The organism is Salinigranum sp. (genome assembly GCF_041641895.1).
Classification (GTDB): Archaea; Halobacteriota; Halobacteria; order Halobacteriales; family Haloferacaceae; genus Salinigranum.
The window spans coordinates 1-18789 of the sequence record NZ_JBEPXO010000002.1 but is presented as its reverse complement, the minus strand read 5'-3'; the positions used below and the strand labels follow the sequence as shown (position 1 = coordinate 18789).

Below are 18789 nucleotides of genomic sequence, written 5' to 3'. Positions count from 1 at the left end.
AACACGCGTCCCGAGGCGTTCGCACCGTGGCCGCATAGGCGTGGCTCCTTGCAGTCGCCAGGACCGGAGCGGGCGGGGGCGTCTCCGTCCACGGCGAACGTCGAGGCGGAGAGCAGGGACGGTGAGGGACACCGCCGACACGTCGACGCGCGGCCCGCCTCGGCCCCATACCTGTAGCCTTATCAACACCAGACGGGTAGCCGTCCACGACCGGATGTCGGTATCGGGTACGGAGACGCGGACGACACGGAGAGACCGTCTCCTCGAACTCGGGACGGGGGCGCAGTCGCTCGGAGTCGTCGTCGCCGTCGGCGTCACCGTCGAACTCCTCCCGTTCGCCATCCTCCTGGCGTACATGCTCCGAATCACGACGGTTGCACGGACGTCCGCCGGGTTCGGCCCGTTCGTCTCGGACGGTCCCGGCTGGAGCTGACCGGGAGTCCGCCGGACGGCGCGACGGCGTCAGGGGACGTACCAGATACCGCGGTCCCCGTCGAGCAGTGAGCCGACGACGACGTGCGGAAGCGCGACGATGCTGATGAAGACGCTCCAGAACGCGACGGCGCCGGGGAGGAACGGGGCGCCAGCGAGCGGGTTCGGGAAGGCCCAGTAGACGCCGGCCAGGACGGCGAACGTCGCGAGCGCACCGGCGATGAGGACCAGCCACGCGCGGAGCGCGACCACCGAGGGGTCGCCGTCGCCGATGAGGTCCCAGCCGTCGTCGCCGACGTGGCTGTCGTCGACCGTCCGGGTGCGTGCGACCTGTCGGGCCGAGTACCAGAACGGGAAGTAGAGGCCGACGGCGACCAGTACCGGGACGGCCGCGAAGAACGCGACGAGGAGGAGCGTCTCGCCGGCGTCGACGAGCCACGACCGGCCGCCGCCGCGGAGGTAGCCGAGGCCGAGGTGAGCGACGAGCGCGAGCCCGTAGCCACCGGCGACGAGCGGTCGGGTGACGTCGAAGGACGCGGCGTACGGAGCGAGGCCGCCGGGGTCGACGAGACCGACCATCAGCGCGCTGAACGTGTGGAACGTCTCCGGCCAGAAGACGATGGGAACGAGCATGACGCTCCCGCCGCGGACGGCGACGGCCAGTGCGCGCTGGACCCGCGTCCGGAGGTGGTCGGTGCCGCTCGTCGCCTCCATCACGTGCACCCCGCCGACGCCGCCCTTCGCGACGGCGACGGCCAGGGCGAGCACGAGGCCGGCCACCGGCGCGACGACGAACAGGGCGACGAACCCCGTGATGGCGACGAGGTAGGTTGCGACGTACCGCCAGCGGAACGTCGGCCGGCGGCGCCGGAGGTTCTCGAAGTGTTCGTAGCCGCCGTGTGGGAGGTTGAGCGCGACCATCCCGACGAGGTAGACGACCATCTGCGCCTCGAGCGGGACGGTGACGCCCGCGGCTCTGACGAGGACGAACCCGACGGCGAGCACGAGCAGTGCCGCCCGGGAGAGCGTGAGCGATGGGTGGACGTCTGACTGGCGGTGCCATCGTCGGACCGCGGCCTGACTGAGCGCACTCATCTGTAGGTACGGAGGACGCGTCCCTAATAAACGACCGAACGGATTCCAACTGGCTGGGAACGGCTGTCAGGGACTTCCCTCCGGGAGCCGTGGGTCCACGTATGCGCGACGTGTTACCCGGAGACCGACGGGTCACGGTCGTCGGCGGTGGGTTCGGCGGGCTGTCGGCGGCCGCGTACCTCGCGCGGGCCGGGGCGGACGTCCGACTGGTCGAACAGCACGACCGACTCGGCGGGCACGCAGGCGTGCTCGAACGCGACGGCTTCCGGTTCGACACCGGGCCGTCGTGGTATCTGATGCCGGACGTCTTCGAGCGGTTCTTCGGACACTTCGACCGGACGCCCGAGGAGTACTACGACCTCGAACGGCTCGACCCGCAGTACCGGGTGTTCTGGAAGGACGGCGACCGGGCGACGGTCGAGCCCTACCGCCGGAACGTCCACGAACTGTTCGAGTCGTACGAGTCGGGTGCCGGCGAGGCGCTCGAGGAGTATCTCGCGGCGGCCGAGCGCAACTACGAACTGGCGATGAACCGCGTCGTCTACCGGGACCGTGACCGGCTTCGGGACTACATCGACACGGACCTGCTGCCGATGGCCACGCGGGCCCGGCTGTTCGGGACGATGGACGACTACGTGTCGCGGTACGTCGAACACCCGAAGCTCCGTCAACTGCTGGAGTACACCCTCGTCTTCCTCGGCGGGGCCCCGACCAACACGCCGGCCCTGTACAGCATCATGAGCCACGTCGACCTGAACGGGAACGTCTTCTACCCCGAGGGCGGCATCGCGGGCGTCGTCGACGCGCTCGCCGAACTCGCCCGCGAGCAGGGCGTCGACATCGAGACGGAGACCGAGGTCAACCGCATCCGGGGCGAGCGAGGGGCGTTCGAGCTAGAGACCGACGCCGGCGTCGAGCACACGGACGTCGTCGTCAGCAACGCCAACCCCGCCCACGTCGAGCGTGACCTCCTCCCGCCGGAGCGACGCGACCGGTCGCCCGACGAGTGGGCCGAGAAGACGTACGCGCCGTCGGCCTTCATGCTCTACCTCGGAGTCGAAGGCGACGTCGACCCGCTCGCGCACCACACGCTGGTGCTACCGACCGACTGGGACGACCACTTCGAGCAGATATTCGACCGGCCGGCGTGGCCCGACGACCCGGCGTACTATCTGTCGGTCGCCTCGAAGACCGACGACTCGGTCGCCCCCGAGGGCCACCACGCGGTGGTCGTCCTCGTCCCCATCGCACCGGGACTCGACGACGGACCCGAGACCCGCGAGCGGTACCGGGAACGGGTCCTCTCGGACCTCGCCGCACAGACGGGCGTCGACCTCCGCGACCGAATCGTCGTCGAGGAGTCGGCCTGTGTCAGCGAGTTCGAGACGTGGTTCGACGACCCGCAGGGGACCGCGCTGGGACTCGCACACACCCTCTTCCAGACCGGGCCACTCCGTCCCGGGCGGCGCGACGGCCCCGACGGTCTCTACTACGCCGGCGCGTACACGACGCCGGGCATCGGGATGCCGATGTGTCTCATCAGCGGGGAGCGTACCGCCCGAGCAGTCGTCGAGGACGCCCCCGAGGCAGAACTCCACGAGCGTCGGTGAGGCGTCGACGACCCCTTGACACCCTGTCGCGGGCGCGAACGCGTCGGCCGTCGGACGGTGACGGTGGGCCAGGAGCGAGCGCTCAGCCGGACGCATGCGAAGGCAGTGTCGACAACTGCCGGCGCGTCGGCTAGACGAGCGAGACAACTCGATGGACGACGCCGCCGTGTCCGTCGAGAAGGTCGGTGACGTCGACGAGAACGGGGTCGAGACCGTCCACTCCGTCCTCCTCCCGTGGGCCGACAGCACCCACGCCGAACTCGCTGCGGAGACGGCTGCCACCGTCGCCCGGTCGACGGGCGCGGAGGTCGACGTGGTCCGCGTGGTCGGGTCGGACGCCGACCGGGAGACCGAGCGGGCGCGACTCGCCGAGGCCGAGGCCGTGCTGGCCGGCCAGACGGCGGACGATGGGACCGACCTCGACGTTCGGACCCGGCTGGTCGAGGGCGACCACGTCGAGGAGACGCTGGTCGCCGAGGCGGCCGGCCACGACGTGACCGCCATCGGCGCGTCGCGGGAGGGCGTCCTCCAGCGACTCGTCTTCGGGGCGACGCCCGAAGCAGTCGCCGACCGCATCGACCACACGGCCATCATGTGTCGGCGGAGCGTCGACGTCCCGTCGCGGCTCCGGCGCCTGTTCGGCTGAGGGGCCGCACCCCGGGAGTGAGAGCGGAGCAGGGCCCGCTGACCACCGCGCAGTAGCGTGCCGAACGTTGAAACGCGACCACGCCCGACACGGGACGTGACCATCTCCGTCGACCTTCACGCACACACTCGATTCTTCCACGGCTTCCCCCGCCTCGCCCGCGTCTACGACCCGCTCGGGGCGAAGATGCTGGCCCGGGTCGCCCGACGCCGGGAACTGGACGCAGTCGCGACGACCAACCACGACTACTACCGCGAACTGCGCGGCGGGACGGACGGCGTGTCGCTCCTCCCGGGGAACGAGGTGACGACGTCGCACGGCCACGTGCTGGTCGTGGGACCGTCGCCGCCGAAACTGACCGACGCCGGGGAGCTCTCCCCCGAGCAGGTCGTCGACATCGCCCACGACCGCGGCTGTGCAGCAATCGTCGCCCACCCGTTCCGGAACAGCACCGTCCGGGAGACGGACGCCGCGTTCGACGCCGTCGAGGTCAACGGCAAGGGGACGGAGTCGACCGACCGGGTCCGTCGCTACGCCGAGGAGCGCGGCCTGCCCCTCGTCGGAGGGAGCGACGCGCACCTCCCCATCGAGGTCGGTCGGGCCTACACCGAAATCCACGACGCCGAACCGACGGCCGAGGGCGTCGTCGACGCCATCCGCGACGGGCGGGTGGAGGCACGCGTCGAGCACAGTCGGTCACAGCGGGTGCTCCAGGCGATGTACCGCGTCCTCCACAGTCAGAAGGGCTGGCTCGACGACCCGCGAGAACGACCACCCGGCGTCGGGATGCCTCCCGGCGAACGGGAGAACCGCGGCGGGTCGCTATCGGTGGAGGAGGGTCGGGGTGAACACGCCGACGCGACGTCGTCGAACCGCTCGTCCTGACTGGTAGCTCCGAACCGACCCGACTCCGTCACGGCCCGACGGCTGGGCCTGACGACCCACGCGAGCAAAAAAGCGAAACGACGCGGCAGTTCAGTCGTTCTGCAGGTAGCTGGCGAACGCGAGCAGCGTCGGTGCCCACAGGCCGGTGAACAGCCCGTACGTCTCGTTGCCGCGGACGTAGAAGTGGTACCACGAGTAGAGGACCGAACCGACGGCGGCCAGCGCGACCAGTTGCGCGGCCACGTCACCGGGAACGGCGTCCGTCGGCGAGTTCGTCTCGATGCGGTCGTCGGTCGTCGACGTCTGGTGCTCTGGTAGGCTCATCCATGTCGGTCGGGGGTACCGACGGGACTGAACTCGTTGCTTTCGTGCGCCGGGAGAGTCGGCGTCTGACGAGTCCCCGGGACCACTCTCGGGGCGACGTCGACGAAGCCCCCGTCTTCCGGGCACTATCACCGTCGTCTCACCGGATCGGGCGGGGGTGCAGTTACAAGCACCGGGGCGAAGGAACCGACCCGCGTCTCTCCAGTCACGATGGACGACCAGCAAGAGACGACGCACGGCGTGTTGGTAGACACAGAGGCGATTCGAACGTGGAGCGCGGAGCGGGGCGTGGTGCCCGTCTACTACCCCGAGCGGGACCAGTACGAGATGGTGTACGAAGGGGACGTCACCGAAGACAGCGAGCGTCACGAGTGGGACGAGTTCTCGGAACGATTCGCCGACCGGGACGAGGCCCTCGTCTACGACGACGCCGACGAGGCCGACGGGGACGCCCCGACGGCCCGGTTCGTAGACCAGAGGGAGGCGCGCGAGACGTCCGGAGTGACGCCGGAGACCGACACCGACGAGACGTCCGGAGTGACGCCGGAGACCGACACCGACGAGACGAGCACGGCGGCGTGGGACGTCTCGGCCGAAGGCGAGAGCGAGGCCGAGGCCGAGACGGGCACCGACCGCGCCGGAGCGACGGACGACCGCGGGCGCGTCGACCCGAACGAGGACGTCGCCGGGACGGCCGACCCGCACGCGGATGGGACGGCGACGACCGACCTCGCCGGGGGCGAGTCGGCCACCGACGGGGAGACGGGGACGGAGACAGAGGCCGACGGCCCAGCCGGAATCAGAGCCGGAACCGCGACTGTCGACGTCTCGACGGTCGACGCGAGCGACCAGGGCAAGCGGGTGTTCGACCGCGACGGCAACGAGGTCGGTATCGTCGAGGCCGTCGACGAGGACGACGAGCGACTCTACGTCGACCCCGACCCCGGACTGCTGGACGAGGTCAAAACCGAACTCGGCTGGGGCAGCCAGGACGCGGACGACTACGTGATCGTCCCCAGTCAGATCGCCAGCCGGGACGGTCACCAGATCGTCGTCTACGGCGGGTGAGGGTACCAATCACGGGATCTGAGGGGAGGCCGGGCTTGGAACCCGACCCCGACGTGTAACAGGCACGGCTGCCGGCCGCGGGGCTGGGCGGGAGTCGTGGTCGAAAGGAAACTGCGGTGTCTCGAGGCGGGCGGACGAGACGAGCGGCGACGCGGATTACTCGATGTGGCCTTCGCGGCGGAGCTGGTCGGCGTCCTGTCCGGAGTAGCGCCACTCGATGTTGGCCTTCTCGTCCTGCCAGTCCCACGGCTCGACGAGGACCACGTCGCCCTCGTTGATCCAGGTCCGGTACTTCATTCGGCCGGGGATCCGGCCCATCCGGTTCTTCCCGTCCTCACAGCGGACGCGGACGTGGTTTCCGCCGTTGTGTTCTGTGACGACTGCGAACAGCTCGCTGCCGTTCGGCATGCGGAGGTTCTTCCGCTCGACTTCTTCACTCATTGTCAGCGATAGGAGTCCCCGACGGTTAAGTCATTGGAGACGCGCGATAGCGTGTGACACGACCCCACGACGCGGTCCGGAACGCTTAGTCGGCCGTACCTGATAGGGGGAGTATGGACGGCCAGCGGGGCCACGGTACGACCCGAACCTACCGCGACACGGTCCGCTTCTACCTCATCGACCACCGGACGACGGTGGGAAAGAGCCTCGACGTCGCGTTGCTCGGGCTGAACCTCCTGTTCATCGCGTTGTTCGTCGCCGACACGTACCCGCTCGCTCCGATACATGAGACGGCGCTCTGGGTCGTCGAAGTCGTCGTCGCGACAGTGTTCCTCGTCGAGTACCTGCTCCGCGTCTACGGCGCGCGCAGCCGGTTGGCCGAGGTGGCGAACCCGTACACCGTCGTCGACCTGCTCGCGATTCTCCCGACGTTCGCCGTCCTCGCGGGGCCGGTGTATCCGGCGGGCGCAGCGGGACTCGGCGTCCTGCGACTGCTCCGCGTCGTCCGCGTCCTCCGGTTCTTCCGGTTCACGCGCGACGAGGAGTTCTTCTTCGGGACCGTCACGGTCGAGACGCTCCGGGTGATGAAGCTCCTGATGACCGTCGTCGCCATCTTCTTCGTCGCCGCGGGGCTGTTCTACGAGTTCGAGCACGGGGTCAACGCCCGGGTGAACACGTTCGGCGACGCGTTCTACTTCACCGTCGTCACGCTCACGACCGTCGGGTTCGGCGACATCACGCCGACCACACAGGCCGGGCGATTCGTGACCATCGCGGCCATCCTCGCGGGCGTCATCCTCATCCCGTGGCAGGCGTCGAAAATCGTCCGCGAGTGGACCCACCGGGACATGCGGAACGTGACCTGCCCGAACTGCGGACTGGAGTATCACGACGCCGACGCCTCACACTGCAAGGCCTGCGGGCACGTCATCTATCAGCGACACGACTCCCGGGAGTGAGAGCCGCGAGACCGTGAGGCGCGCGTCGACGCGGGTGACGCGGGTGACGCGGGCGGACGTCGCCAACGGCCTCGGCACAGCGTCGCCCCGAATCGCTCCAGTCACTCGGAGACGACGTCGGCCACCACGAACGCGAGCGTACCGACGACGACGCAGGCGAGGAGGGACGCGACGGGGAGCGTCACCGGCTGAGCGGCGACGACGAACGCGCCGGCGACGCAGGCGACGAGGAGGAGTGCCGTCGCGAGCGTACAGAGCGACCAGACGGCGGTTTCGACGCGGCGGAGCGTCTCGCCGAGCGGGCGGTCGGCGGGAATCGGAATCGGAATCCGGACTGTGGGTGCCATACGACTCGCTCGCCCGTGAGCCTCATCGTCCTGTCGGTGCCCGCGGGCGGCGCGTCGACTGGGCGGTCCGTGGACGAGTCTCCGATTGCCAACGCCTATCTGTCTCCGGCGTCTTCCCACGATATGGATTACGAATCTTCTCTCGACCGAGCCATCGACTCGCTCCCGGAGCGAACGACAGGCGAGGAACGTCGACTCCGAGTACCTGATCCCGCCGGAGAGACGGACGGCGCGTTCACGCGACTGACGAACCTCGGCGCCATCGCCGACGCGCTCTCGCGTGACCCCGAACACGTCCACCGGGCCATCCAGCGCGAACTGGGCACGGCGGGCCAGTTCGACGGCGACCGGGCCCGCTACAACGGTTCGTTCACCGTCGCCGACTTCGACGCGGCCATCGAGAGCTACATCGAGGAGTTCGTCCTCTGTAGCGAGTGTGGCCTGCCGGACACGCGGCTCACGACCGAAGACGGCGTCGACATGCTCCGCTGCACGGCGTGTGGGGCGTTCCGTCCCGTCCAGAAACAGAAGCGCCAGACCAGTTCACAGACGGCGCGTGACGCCCTCGAGGAGGGCAAGACCTACGAGGTCGAGATCACTGGCACCGGCCGGAAGGGCGACGGCGTCGCCGAGCGCGGCAAGTACACCATCTTCGTCCCCGGCGCCCGCGAGGGCGAGACCGTCACAGCGAAGATCGAGAACATCAGCGGCTCGTTGGCGTTCGCGCGGAAGGTGTAGTCGGCCCGAGTTCGTCGCCCGGCCACAGGTGCTCCGTCTCGGCGCGTGACCCGAACATCGTCACGAGCGGGGGCGCTGGAAAATTTACAATGTCCACAATCTGAACCATCAGCAACAGACATAACCGTTCGACCCGTAGCGAACCGCATGGTGGCACAGTTTACGCCGGTCGCACCCGGGAGCCAGACGGCGCGTCGGACGCCGGAGCGATGAGCGCGTTCGCCGCGTTCGCCCTAGGGTTCGTCGCCCTCGGCGCGGTGGCGGTTCTCGTCCTCAGGCGGTACACGCCCCACACGGGGTCGGACACCGCTGCCCCGTCCGACGAGGTGACGGACGCCACCGAGCAGTCCGAACACGTCGTCTTCCCGCCGAACGACACGACCGGCGGTCACTACCTCGACGACCCGGCCCGGGCAGGCTGGGAGGAGCCACCGACGTCGGGCGGAGACGAGAGCGCGAGCGACGCCCGGTCGCCAGACGTATCGGCGGCCCCCGCGAGGCTGGTCACCGTCCCGCCGGAGACGCTCGCACCCGCACAGGAGTCGCTCGAGGCGGGCGACGCCGAACGGGCCGTCGACAGAGCCTACCACGCGGTCCGGGAGGAACTCACGGCACGGGCGGGTCTCGACGGTCACCGGTCGCCGCAGGAGTTCCGCGACGGCTGCCGGGCGGCGTTCGACGGGCGGGACCTCGACGCAGTGGAGTCGCTCGTGGGGCTCTACGAACAGGTGGCCGACGGGTCGACGGTCAGCCGAGGGATGGCCGAGGCGGTGCTGGACCGACTCGTCGGGCACGACGAGCGTCTCCACCGGTACGAGTGGTGGGAACTCCGTCAGGACCGAGAACGGTAGCGGCACCACGACGGGGCCGCCGTAGCTTTATCCGCCCGTTCGACGAAGCCGGGGCATGGAGTACACCACGTTCGGGCAGACCGGGATGACCGTCTCGCGCATCTGTCTCGGCTGTATGAGCTTCGGGACGAACTGGGACGAGTGGACCCTCGACCGTGAGGAGAGCCGCGAGGTCATCGAGCGCGCCATCGACCTCGGAATCACCTTCTTCGACACCGCGAACGTCTACTCGTACGGCGAGTCGGAGGAGATTCTGGGGGAGGTACTGGACGAGTACGACCGCGACGAGTTCGTCGTCGCGACGAAGGGGTACGCGCAGATGCGCGAGGACGACCCCAACTCGGGAGGCCTCTCGCGGAAGGCGCTGGAGCAGGAACTCGACGCCTCGCTCTCCCGGCTGGACATGGACACCGTCGACCTCTACCAGATTCACCGCTGGGACTACGACACGCCCATCGAGACGACGCTGCGGGCACTCGACGACGCGGTGCGGCGGGGGCAGGTGCGGCACGTCGGCGCGTCGTCGATGTGGGCCCACCAGTTCGCGGAGGCGCTCCACCTCGCAGAGCGGGCAGGCCTCGAACGCTTCGTCTCCATGCAGAACCTCTACAACCTCGCCTACCGCGAGGAGGAGCGGGAGATGCTCCCGCTCTGTGCGAAGGAGGACGTCGCCGTGATGCCGTGGTCGCCGCTCGCCGCGGGATATCTCACGCGTCCCCACGAGCAGTTCGAGTCGACGACGCGTGGTGAACACGAGGCCGAGCTGGGCCGGCCGTACGAGGAGGGCGGCGGCGTCGAGGTGAACGAACGGGTGCAGGAACTCGCCGAGGAGAAGGGCGTGAAGATGGCGCAGCTGTCGCTCGCGTGGCTGTTCCACAAGGAGTGGGTGACCACCCCGATTCTGGGGACGTCGAGCGTCGAACACCTCGAGGACGCGGTGGAGGCGCTCGACGTCTCACTCTCGGAGTCCGACGTCGAGTGGCTGGAGGAGCCGTACCAGCCGGTGCGGGTGTCGGGTCACGAGTAGGGGGAGCGTCAGTCGTCGGTCTCGCCGGTCGAGGCGTCGCGCGCCGAACCGTCAGTGACGGGGATGTCGACGCCGACGGTCCGTGGAGCGTCGCTCGCTCGGGCGCGCCAGAACGCCTCGTCGAGGTACTTCTCCTCCGTCGCGTCGTACCCCAGCGCCCGTGCGACCGGTCCGAGCGTGTCACCGAGCGCCCGCTGAACACCGTAGGGGACGCCCGTGAAGTACGTCTCGTCGAGCGTCGCTTCTGCCATCGCCATCGCCCGGAGGAGACCAGGGCGGCCCCGGTCGTCGACCGCGCCGTCGTGGGCGAGGCCGAACAGCGTCACCACGACTTCGCCGAGACGGTCGTTCGGCGGCACAGTCCGGACCCACATCGTGGCCGTCTCGTCCGTCTCGTTACGGAAAGTGTGTGGCGTACCGGGCGAGACCCGAACCTCCGTGTCGGGGCCGAGTCGCCGCTCGCGCCCGTCGACGCGGAACGTCACCGTCCCCTCGCGAACCTCGAACCGTTCCTCCGTGGTGCGGTGGACGCGGCCGGGCCCTGCGCACCCGGGTCGAGGCGAATCTCGGCCACACCGTCCTCGCCGGGCACATCGAGGAGCGACATGCCGGTCACCGGGTTCGAGACGGGCACCCGGTCGTCACCCGTTCCAGCCATGTACGGCAGATGGACGGCGACGCGAAAGACCGTTTCGGCGGTACCGAGGGTTCACCGCTCGACGGCGGTCAGGCCCTCCGCACGAAGCTCCTCGTCACGGTCGGTGTCGACGGAGAGGTCGGGTACCTGCTGGGGGACGCCGTCGGTGTCGACGGCGACGAACGTGAACACGGAGTCGCTGGTTCGTTCCGATTCGCCGGTGCGGGGTTTCTCGCGGTCGACGCGGAGACGGACCTTCACGCTCGTCTCCCCCGCGTCGAACACCCACGACTCGACGACGGCGATGTCGCCTCTAGGGATGGGTCGTCGGAAGTCGAGGCTCTCGACGCGTGCGGTGACGCACGTCTCGCCGGCGAACCGCATCGCGCTCATCGCCCCGATCTCGTCCATCAGGTGCATCACGACACCGCCGTGGGCGGTGTCGTAATTGTTGGTCTGGTTCGGCTGAATCCGCTCACGGTTCTGGATATACGTGTCCGCGGGCGTCGGCATGTACGACGAGCGGTGCGCGGGGGTCTTACGTCTGCCGTGGGAAGTCCGAGAGTAGACTCCGAAAGCAATCCACGCGCTCGACGGGCCAGGCCTCCTGTGAACCCGCTGGGACGGCCGGAACGACGCGACCGACTGCGAAGAGTCTCGACGTCTACTACCGACAGACACCGGTCGGTGAGAATCGAGTGGCCGGAGCAGTCGCTCGCCGGGTCGAATCGGGAGTGGGAGTCGAAGGGGAGAGGAGTAAGTCCTTCTGTGGGGGAGTGACTCCCAGTAGACACTTCACATCCCAAGGTATATTATTCTTTATCAAGCAGAATCATAGTACACACTATGCCAGCACCACAACGCGGGTCTCGGTGCCCTCCGACGCCGTGTCGATGGGGACGAGCGTGACCCGCGAGGACGCCGCGGTTCGACGACGCGTGACGGGTGCCGTCGGCGAGCGGGTCACGCGACTCGCGGAACTCGACGGCGGTATGGTCGGGACGGTCCACCGCGTCGACCTCGAATCGGGGCGGTCGCTGGTGGCCAAGACCGGTGACACCCCGCTCGACGTCGAGGCGCGGATGCTCCGGTATCTGTCGCGGTACACCGCGCTGCCGGTTCCCACGGTCGAGTACGCCGACGCTGGGCTGCTCCTCCTCGAACACTGTCCGGGCGACGCGACCCACACCCCGCCCGTCGCGCGCGACGCGGCCGACCGCCTCGCCGCCTTGCACGACCACACGGCGGGCGCGTTCGGCTTCCCGTTCGACACCCTGTCCGGCCCCCTGCGACAGCCGAACCCCTGGTGTGTGTCGTGGGTCGAGTTCTTCGGCGAGCACCGCCTCGGCCACGTCGCCGACGTCGCCCACGCGGCGGGGAGCGTCGACGTCGAGACGAGGGCACGCCTCGGACGCGTCGTCGCTGACCTCGACGCGCTCGTCGACGAACCCGCGCGGCCGGCGCTCGTCCACGGCGACGTCTGGACCGAGAACGTCCTCTCCGAGGACGGACGCGTCACGGCGGTCCTCGACCCGGCGTGTTACTACGGCCACCCGGAGGTGGAACTCGCGTACGTCGCGTGGACGGGCACGTTCGGCGACGCGTTCTTCGAGCGGTACCGCGAGCGACGTCCGGTCGCGTCCGGGTTCGCGGAGCGCCGGCGCGTGTACGAACTCCTCCCGCTCCTCGAACACGTCCACCTCTTCGGCGGGCGCTACCGCGCGCGACTCGACGACGCGCTGGCAGGGCTGGGCTACTGATACGGTCGGACGTAACTATCTAAAGACATCCGGCACTCCGGGGCCGAAATGCTTCACGGACTCACGTCCGACGGTGTGAGCGGAGGACAGGTCAGTCGTACGTTCGGGCCGACGCCGTCCCCACGCGGACCCGGACCAGTCGGTTCTCGGACCACGCGGATTCGCTGGCACCGTACTTCGCGTTGATGCGTCGCGTCGCCTCGCGGGTCGCCGTCTCGTCGTCGACGACCTGAGCCGTCCCGAGGAGCGTGACGGTCCACTTCGCGTGGCCGCCCTCGTCTTTCTGGACCGAGAGGGCGACCCGGGGGTTCTCGCGGAGGTTCGCCAGTTTTCGCCCGGTGGTGACGAGTTCGACCCGGTCCTCGTGCTCGTCGTAGACGTACCAGACGGGCGCGACGTGTGGCCGCCCGTCGCGACAGGTCGCGAGGTGTGCCATCAGCGGTTCGCTCGTGAGCAGACGCGTGACCTCCGGGGAGACGGTCATACCCCGAAGAGGGACGGAGAGCCGAAAAGCGTCGCGTCGGACGCGTCGAGCGAGGATCAGAGCCGGAGGAACAGCACCAGCACGCCGAGCGTCGTCGCCGACGCGGAGATGACGAGGAGTCCGGCGACCACCACGAGCGTCTCCGCGGGGATGACCAGGACGGCCCCCGAGAGCATCCCGGTGACCGACACCTGCGCCGCGAGCTGCTGCAGCGGGTAGAGCACCGCCAGACAGAGCGTGGTGAGTCCCACGAAGAGCAGGGCGAGCGCCGGAACGGGGTCGCTCGAGGAACGAGAGTGGTCGACGGTCCTGCTCATCACGCCCATAGGATGGGCGCCCGCAAATATAAATTTATCTGAAGTATACTATTTCGTGAACGTGTTCGGGAGGAGTGGACGCCGGGCGGACCAGCCGTCGGTCACGGACGCCGCTACTCCCAGGTGTCGGGGGACGGGAGCGCACGGGAGGCCGCCGTCACTCCGAGTCGGGGTCGAACTCGAGCGCGGCGGAGTTGATGCAGTAGCGCTTTCCGGTCGGGTCGGGTCCGTCCTCGAAGACGTGCCCGAGGTGGCCGTCACAGGTCGCACACACCACCTCGATGCGGCGCATGCCGTGGCTGGTGTCGACGCGCGTCTCGACGTTGCCGGAGAGGACGTCGTAGAAACTCGGCCACCCGCTGTTCGAGTCGAACTTCGTGTCGGAGTCGAACAGCGGCGTGCCACACCCGGCACAGACGTACGTTCCGTCGTCGGACTTGCCGAGGAAGTCGCCGCTGAACTTGGGTTCGGTCCCGCGCTCGCGGAGGATGCGATACGCCTCGGGTGAGAGTCGCTCCCGCCACTCGGCCTCGGAGTCGGGCAGGTCGCTGCGGTCGGTGGTCGACGAGTCCATACGCGAGGAAGGTGCTGGAGAGGGATGAGCGTTTGGCGTCGACCGGGCCGGACAGCGGTCCGACGGTGTCGGTCCCCCGGCACGCCGGCAGCGAGGACGGTGGGGACGGAGAGACGGGCGGGAGACGGGCGGAGCGTGACCGTGTCTTCGCGCACCGGGCGGTCGTCGGCTGTCGGGCGGTATCGAGCCGTCGGGCGGCACGCCCGCTCGGGCGCGCGTCCGGCGGACACTGACGAGTAACGGGCGCACGAGGAACGGCCCGACGCGCGGAAACACGAGAGCCGACTACGAGTCGCGGCGGAGGAGTTGCGGGAGACGGATGCGTTCGAGGTCGTCGACGTCGTACTCGAGGAGGTCTGCGCGGGTGACGGCCTCGGGGACGCTCCCCTTCGGTCGTCGGTCGTCGACGTCGTCGCGCGAAGACGGTGGAGGCGTCGCCCCCTCGCTGTCGACGAGGGCGTCCCAGACCTCCCGGTACTCGTCGAACTCGCGACGGTTGTTTTTCGCGCGCTGCTGACCCTCCTTGAACGAGAGTTCGAGGACGCTGCGCTGGTAGGCGGTCGACACCTGTCGCATGATGCGGGTGTACTCGTCGGGGTGCCGCTCGCCGAGCATCGCGGCGACGCCGAGCGCGTACATCCGCTTGAGCGCCTCCTCCTCGGAGAGCCGCTGCCAGTCGAAGCCGAACGCCTCCTCGTACATGTCGCTCACGCCTCGACCGTGGTCGAGGGGTCGACCACGAGTCCGCCGTCGGTGAACTCGACGGAGCGGATGTCACAGTCGATGTTCGTCCCCCGCATCTTGATCACCTGGACGCCGCGGGTCATGCCACCGGCCTCCAGATAGTTGTGGAAGAACACCACCCCGTGGGCGAGGTAGTGTTCGTCCGAGTACGAAGAGGGGTCGGTCATCTCCGAGATGAGCAGCGTCGTCGCGTCGCCCTGCTTCAACGCGGTGAGAAAGCGCGTCATCTCCTCGGAGCCGTTGGCGAAGAAGAGTCGAAGCAGCATCGTCGAGTCGATGATGAGTCGGTCGACGTTGCGGGAGTTGACGAACGCGACGATTTTGTCCGTGAGCGACTTGACACTCGAGGAACCGCCGCCCTGCGAGAACTGGTTCAGGACGTGCTTGCCCTTCGGACTCACCAGGTTGAGGAAACGGAAGTTGTCCGAGTCGGTCAACGTCTCGAAGCCGAAGTTGTAGCCCGACATGTCGTTCACCAGTTCCTCGCGTGTCTCGTGCATCGTGATGTACATGCACTGTTCGCCGTTGCGAAGGCCTTCGGCCACGAACTGGGCCGTGAAGGTCGTCTTGCCGCTGCCAGGTGGTCCGCTCAACACGTAGAGTCGTTCGGGGAGGAAGCCGCCTCCGACGAGGTCGTCGAACCCGCTCACGCCGCTCCGGATTCTCATAAGTCGACTCACACGACAGCTGTTCATAACGGTTTTCCACCAGATATCATCGGCGATAACGCGCTAGGAACGGGAGAATCGATAGACAGGAACCGAATTCGACCAGAGTCGTCCGGAAACACTCCGAACTGATTACTCGGGGAACAGCTCCTCTTCGGTCTCGATGGCGTCGAGACGGGCGACCGCCTCCTCGTCGAGTGTGAGGTCGGCCGCGGCGAGGTTCGCGCGGAGGTGGTCGCGGGAGGACGCCTTCGGTACGACTGCGAGCCCCTTCGCGCGGAGCCACGCGATGCTCACGGCCGCGGGCGAGACGCCACGCTCGTCCGCCACTGCGACGACGGGGTCGAGGTCGAACACCCGTCCGCCGGCCAGCGGCGAGTACGCCACGACGGTGTAGTCGTGCTCGCGGGCGTCGGCGAGGAGCGCGGGACGGCGGAACAGGGGGTGGTACTCGGTCTGGTGGGCGACGATGGGAGCGTCGAGGTGACGGCGGGCCTCGACGAGCTGGTCGGTCGTGAAGTTGCTCACGCCGACGTGGTCGACGAGGCCGTCGTCGCGAACCGCATCGAAGAGGGGGAGAGTCGTCTCCGGTCGGTACGGGCCGCGCGGTCGGTGGAGGTAGAGGAGGTCGATGGTGTCGACGCCGAGCTTCTCGCGGGACGTCTCGACCGAGTCGCGGAACCGGTCGGGGTGGAGGTCGTCGACCCACACCTTCGTCGCCACCAGCACCTCGTCGCGCTCGACGGCGCCCCGGTCGAGCGCCGCCCGCAGCCCGTCACCGACGACGGCCTCGTTCTCGTATATCTGGGCCGTGTCGAGGTGGCGGTAGCCCAGTTCGAGCGCCGTCGTGACCGTCTCGCGCCCCGAGTCGCCAGAGAGTCCCATCGTCCCGAGTCCGAGCGGGGGAACGGGGGAAGGCCGGCTCATCGAGCCGCCTCCGAGCGGGTCGGGACTCCGTCGAGCGTCAGGAGGTCGTCGAGCGTCTCGACTTCGTACGTGGGCGGCGTCTCGACGGTGTGGTCCTGTCGGTGGGGGCGGCGGACGAACGCCGTGTCACAGCCGGCGCGGTCGCCGGCGACCACGTCGACCCAGGTGTCGCCGACGAACAGCGTCCGGTCGGCGTCGACGGCGAGGTCCTCGAGCGCGCGCTCGACGTAGTGCGTGGCGGGCTTCTTCAGCGAGAGGCTCTCCGGGACCGGCTCGCGCCCCAGGACCGTCTGGAACCACGAATCGACCAAGAAGTGTTCGAAGAGGAAGTCGAGCGTCGCCTGCTGGTTCGAGCTCACGACGCCGCGTGGGAGGTCGATGGCTTCGACGGCGGCGACGTCGTCGTAGAGGCGCTTCTCGCCCCGGTGGACCGCGTCGATCTGCGCCTCCGAGGACAGTTCGTCGCGGGCCCGCCAGAACGCCTCCGGCGAGAGGTCGTAACGCTCGCAGACGGCCGTGAGGTCCGCCGGGGAGACGCCGACGGTCATCCGGTCGACGTCCGCGGGGTCGGGGTCGACGTCGAAGGCGTCGAACGCCCGCGCCACCGCGCCCCGGAGCACGGACCGGTCGACGAGCGTCGTCAGGACGCCGTCGTTGTCGAACACCACCGCGTCGTAGGTGTCGCTAGTCACAGCTTCGAAGGGGGGCGGACGCGTAAAGAGCGTGCCGGGCGGGGCACCGCGACCCGGCGGTCGGGCCGGCGCGACGGCCACAACAGTCAACACGCCGATACCCGTTGGCACGGTCGATGAGAGACGACACCGACGTCGACGCGGTGGTCGAAGAGGCGTTCGACCGCGTGTGGGGCGACGGCGACACCGAGGCGCTCGACGAACTGTACGACGCGGACTGTGCGGTCCACTTCATGGGCGAGACCGACCGCCTCGTCGGCCGAGACGCGCTGGCCGGATACGTCGGCCACCTCCACGGGTCGTTCCCGGACCTCACGGTCACCGTCGAAGACCGTCTGGTCGACGGCGACGAGGTGATGACGCGGTGGTCGGCCGCGGGGACGCACGAGGGCGAGCACATGGGCCTGCCGCCGACGAACGCCGACGTGGAGCTGTCCGGGGTGCTCGTCGACCGGGTCGAGGCGGGAGCGGTCGTCGAGTCGTGGGTCTACCTCGCCCTGCCGGAGGCACTGCGTCAGCACGGCCTCAGCCCACACGGGACGAAGTAGCGAGTGACTGCCCGAGCCGCGACACATTTGAACGCCCTCTCCTAACCCCCGTGTATGACCTCTCTGTGTATCGTCGGCGCGGGTGCTGCCGGTGCCGGCGCGGCTGACGCGCTCTCGGACACCGACGTCGACGTGACCGTCCTCGAGAAGTCCCGCGGCGTCTGCGGGCGCGCGGCGACTCGGCGGAAGAACGGCTGTCGGTACGACCACGGGGCCAACTACGTCAAGGACCCCGACGAGCGGACGACCGAGTTCGTCCGCGGACTGGGTGAGGAGGGTCTCGTCGACGTCTCGAAACCGGTGTGGACGTTCGACGCCGCGGGCGTCGTCAGCGAGGGTGACTCGCGCGACGAGCACAAGTTCACGTGGACGGAGGGGATGACGCAGCTCGCGAAGCGAATCTTCGCCCGGAGCGACGCCGAAGTGCGGAACGAGACGCGGGTCGCCGCCATCGACCGCGAGGGCGAGCGCTGGTCCGTCGTCGACACGGAGGGGAACGGCTACGGTCCGTTCGACGCGCTGTTACTCACGCCGCCAGCCCCGCAGACGGCGGCCCTGTTGTCCGACGCGCGGTGGGACGACGAGCGCATTCCCCGGCTCAGGGAGGCCGTCGGGGCGGTCCGCTACCGGACCATCCGCACCTACGTCCTCCACTACCCGTTCGAGCAGGAGCGGCCGTGGTACGGCCTCGTCAACGTCGACAAGGAACACGACGTCGGCTGGCTCTCGCGCGAGGAGTGCAAGACGGGGCACGTCCCCGACGGAGAGTCGCTGCTCGTCGTGCAGATGGCGCCGGAGTGGTCGGCGGAACACTACGACGACCCGCTGGCGGAGTCGGTCGACGTCGTCGCGGAGAAAGTCGCCACCCTGCTCGACGACCCCGCGCTGGCGGAGCCGGACTGGTACGACGACCAGGGCTGGCGGTACGCCCTCACCGACGAGGGGGTCTCGGACGTCGTCCACGAAGCCGAGGACGAGGGGCTGTTCTTCGCGGGCGACTGGGTCGCCGGCGAGG

At 68.9% G+C, this 18789-nt stretch carries 25 protein-coding genes and 1 pseudogene; 12 read left to right on the top strand and 14 right to left on the bottom strand.

What is annotated here, in order from left to right:
• Positions 1-214 precede the first annotated feature (214 nt).
• Positions 215-433 carry a hypothetical protein gene (locus tag ACESK5_RS00560; RefSeq protein WP_372909585.1) on the top strand — a complete coding sequence of 73 codons (219 nt, stop codon included), beginning with the start codon at positions 215-217 and terminating at the stop codon, positions 431-433.
• Positions 434-462: 29 nt separating this feature from the next.
• Here ACESK5_RS00560 and ACESK5_RS00555 read toward each other — a convergent pair whose 3' ends face one another.
• The gene (locus tag ACESK5_RS00555; RefSeq protein ID WP_372909584.1) at positions 463-1527 is read right to left on the bottom strand and encodes a Brp/Blh family beta-carotene 15,15'-dioxygenase; all 1065 of its coding nucleotides are present in this window, start codon (positions 1525-1527) and stop codon (positions 463-465) included.
• A gap of 101 nt (positions 1528-1628) precedes the next feature.
• Between ACESK5_RS00555 and ACESK5_RS00550 the strand changes: the two genes are divergently transcribed.
• The 3 genes from ACESK5_RS00550 (at position 1629) to ACESK5_RS00540 (ending at position 4668) form a co-directional block, all read left to right on the top strand.
• On the top strand, positions 1629-3137 hold the full coding sequence (locus ACESK5_RS00550) for a phytoene desaturase family protein (RefSeq protein ID WP_372909583.1): 1509 nt from the start codon (positions 1629-1631) through the stop codon (positions 3135-3137).
• 151 nt (positions 3138-3288) lie between these two features.
• Positions 3289-3783 carry a universal stress protein gene (locus tag ACESK5_RS00545; RefSeq protein ID WP_372909582.1) on the top strand — a complete coding sequence of 165 codons (495 nt, stop codon included), beginning with the start codon at positions 3289-3291 and terminating at the stop codon, positions 3781-3783.
• Between the two features lie 96 nt (positions 3784-3879).
• On the top strand, positions 3880-4668 hold the full coding sequence (locus ACESK5_RS00540; protein ID WP_372909581.1) for a PHP-associated domain-containing protein: 789 nt from the start codon (positions 3880-3882) through the stop codon (positions 4666-4668).
• Positions 4669-4758: 90 nt separating this feature from the next.
• On the opposite strand, the gene ACESK5_RS00535 is transcribed toward ACESK5_RS00540, so the two are convergent.
• A complete protein-coding gene (locus ACESK5_RS00535) occupies positions 4759-4992 on the bottom strand; it encodes a hypothetical protein (RefSeq protein WP_372909580.1) in 234 nt (77 codons plus the stop codon).
• Between the two features lie 210 nt (positions 4993-5202).
• On the opposite strand from ACESK5_RS00535, the gene ACESK5_RS00530 reads away from it, so the two are divergent.
• Entirely contained in the window at positions 5203-6060 is an 858-nt protein-coding gene (locus tag ACESK5_RS00530) for a hypothetical protein (RefSeq protein ID WP_372909579.1), read from the top strand.
• 156 nt (positions 6061-6216) lie between these two features.
• Here ACESK5_RS00530 and eif1A read toward each other — a convergent pair whose 3' ends face one another.
• Positions 6217-6501, bottom strand: a complete 285-nt coding sequence (gene eif1A / locus ACESK5_RS00525) for a translation initiation factor eIF-1A (protein WP_372909578.1) — start codon at positions 6499-6501, stop codon at positions 6217-6219.
• Positions 6502-6614: 113 nt separating this feature from the next.
• Here eif1A and ACESK5_RS00520 point away from each other — a divergent pair, with 113 nt between their 5' ends.
• Complete coding sequence (locus ACESK5_RS00520; protein ID WP_372909577.1) at positions 6615-7460, top strand: ion transporter; 846 nt, start codon at positions 6615-6617, stop codon at positions 7458-7460.
• Positions 7461-7561: 101 nt separating this feature from the next.
• Here the strand turns inward: ACESK5_RS00520 and ACESK5_RS00515 are convergent, their stop codons facing one another.
• Positions 7562-7807: a hypothetical protein gene (locus tag ACESK5_RS00515; RefSeq protein ID WP_372909576.1), complete on the bottom strand. Its 246-nt coding sequence runs from the start codon at positions 7805-7807 to the stop codon at positions 7562-7564.
• A gap of 123 nt (positions 7808-7930) precedes the next feature.
• Between ACESK5_RS00515 and ACESK5_RS00510 the strand changes: the two genes are divergently transcribed.
• From ACESK5_RS00510 to ACESK5_RS00500, 3 genes are all read left to right on the top strand, one after another.
• The gene (locus ACESK5_RS00510) at positions 7931-8545 is read left to right on the top strand and encodes a translation initiation factor IF-2 subunit beta (protein WP_372909575.1); all 615 of its coding nucleotides are present in this window, start codon (positions 7931-7933) and stop codon (positions 8543-8545) included.
• A 209-nt stretch (positions 8546-8754) separates the two neighbouring features.
• The gene (locus ACESK5_RS00505; protein ID WP_372909574.1) at positions 8755-9396 is read left to right on the top strand and encodes a hypothetical protein; all 642 of its coding nucleotides are present in this window, start codon (positions 8755-8757) and stop codon (positions 9394-9396) included.
• 55 nt (positions 9397-9451) lie between these two features.
• The gene (locus tag ACESK5_RS00500; protein WP_372909573.1) at positions 9452-10423 is read left to right on the top strand and encodes an aldo/keto reductase; all 972 of its coding nucleotides are present in this window, start codon (positions 9452-9454) and stop codon (positions 10421-10423) included.
• A gap of 8 nt (positions 10424-10431) precedes the next feature.
• On the opposite strand, the pseudogene ACESK5_RS00495 reads toward ACESK5_RS00500, so the two are convergent.
• The 3 genes and pseudogenes from ACESK5_RS00495 to ACESK5_RS00485 all read right to left on the bottom strand — a co-directional run.
• Positions 10432-10917, bottom strand: a pseudogene (locus tag ACESK5_RS00495) (cupin domain-containing protein); the annotation flags it as partial.
• Positions 10905-11081: a hypothetical protein gene (locus ACESK5_RS00490; RefSeq protein WP_372909572.1), complete on the bottom strand. Its 177-nt coding sequence runs from the start codon at positions 11079-11081 to the stop codon at positions 10905-10907. The pseudogene ACESK5_RS00495 and the gene ACESK5_RS00490, both read right to left, overlap by 13 nt.
• Positions 11082-11132: 51 nt before the next feature.
• The gene (locus tag ACESK5_RS00485; protein ID WP_372909571.1) at positions 11133-11573 is read right to left on the bottom strand and encodes an acyl-CoA thioesterase; all 441 of its coding nucleotides are present in this window, start codon (positions 11571-11573) and stop codon (positions 11133-11135) included.
• Positions 11574-11953: 380 nt separating this feature from the next.
• Between ACESK5_RS00485 and ACESK5_RS00480 the strand changes: the two genes are divergently transcribed.
• A complete protein-coding gene (locus tag ACESK5_RS00480) occupies positions 11954-12820 on the top strand; it encodes a fructosamine kinase family protein (protein ID WP_372909650.1) in 867 nt (288 codons plus the stop codon).
• Positions 12821-12911: 91 nt separating this feature from the next.
• Here ACESK5_RS00480 and ACESK5_RS00475 read toward each other — a convergent pair whose 3' ends face one another.
• The 7 genes from ACESK5_RS00475 to ACESK5_RS00445 form a co-directional block, all read right to left on the bottom strand.
• Complete coding sequence (locus tag ACESK5_RS00475; RefSeq protein WP_372909570.1) at positions 12912-13304, bottom strand: pyridoxamine 5'-phosphate oxidase family protein; 393 nt, start codon at positions 13302-13304, stop codon at positions 12912-12914.
• A 56-nt stretch (positions 13305-13360) separates the two neighbouring features.
• On the bottom strand, positions 13361-13621 hold the full coding sequence (locus tag ACESK5_RS00470) for a hypothetical protein (RefSeq protein ID WP_372909569.1): 261 nt from the start codon (positions 13619-13621) through the stop codon (positions 13361-13363).
• Positions 13622-13778: 157 nt separating this feature from the next.
• Entirely contained in the window at positions 13779-14195 is a 417-nt protein-coding gene (gene msrB / locus ACESK5_RS00465) for a peptide-methionine (R)-S-oxide reductase MsrB (RefSeq protein WP_372909568.1), read from the bottom strand.
• A 285-nt stretch (positions 14196-14480) separates the two neighbouring features.
• The gene (locus tag ACESK5_RS00460; RefSeq protein ID WP_372909649.1) at positions 14481-14897 is read right to left on the bottom strand and encodes a hypothetical protein; all 417 of its coding nucleotides are present in this window, start codon (positions 14895-14897) and stop codon (positions 14481-14483) included.
• A 5-nt stretch (positions 14898-14902) separates the two neighbouring features.
• The gene (locus ACESK5_RS00455; protein ID WP_372909567.1) at positions 14903-15607 is read right to left on the bottom strand and encodes an RAD55 family ATPase; all 705 of its coding nucleotides are present in this window, start codon (positions 15605-15607) and stop codon (positions 14903-14905) included.
• A gap of 132 nt (positions 15608-15739) precedes the next feature.
• Positions 15740-16534, bottom strand: a complete 795-nt coding sequence (locus ACESK5_RS00450; protein WP_372909566.1) for an aldo/keto reductase — start codon at positions 16532-16534, stop codon at positions 15740-15742.
• The gene (locus ACESK5_RS00445) at positions 16531-17226 is read right to left on the bottom strand and encodes an HAD family hydrolase (RefSeq protein WP_372909565.1); all 696 of its coding nucleotides are present in this window, start codon (positions 17224-17226) and stop codon (positions 16531-16533) included. Before ACESK5_RS00445 ends, ACESK5_RS00450 begins: the two co-directional genes overlap by 4 nt.
• A gap of 116 nt (positions 17227-17342) precedes the next feature.
• On the opposite strand from ACESK5_RS00445, the gene ACESK5_RS00440 reads away from it, so the two are divergent.
• Together ACESK5_RS00440 and ACESK5_RS00435 are read left to right on the top strand one after the other, a co-directional pair.
• Positions 17343-17774 carry an ester cyclase gene (locus ACESK5_RS00440; RefSeq protein ID WP_372909564.1) on the top strand — a complete coding sequence of 144 codons (432 nt, stop codon included), beginning with the start codon at positions 17343-17345 and terminating at the stop codon, positions 17772-17774.
• Between the two features lie 54 nt (positions 17775-17828).
• A partial coding sequence (locus ACESK5_RS00435; RefSeq protein ID WP_372909563.1) for an NAD(P)/FAD-dependent oxidoreductase occupies positions 17829-18789 on the top strand: 961 nt, incomplete at its 3' end.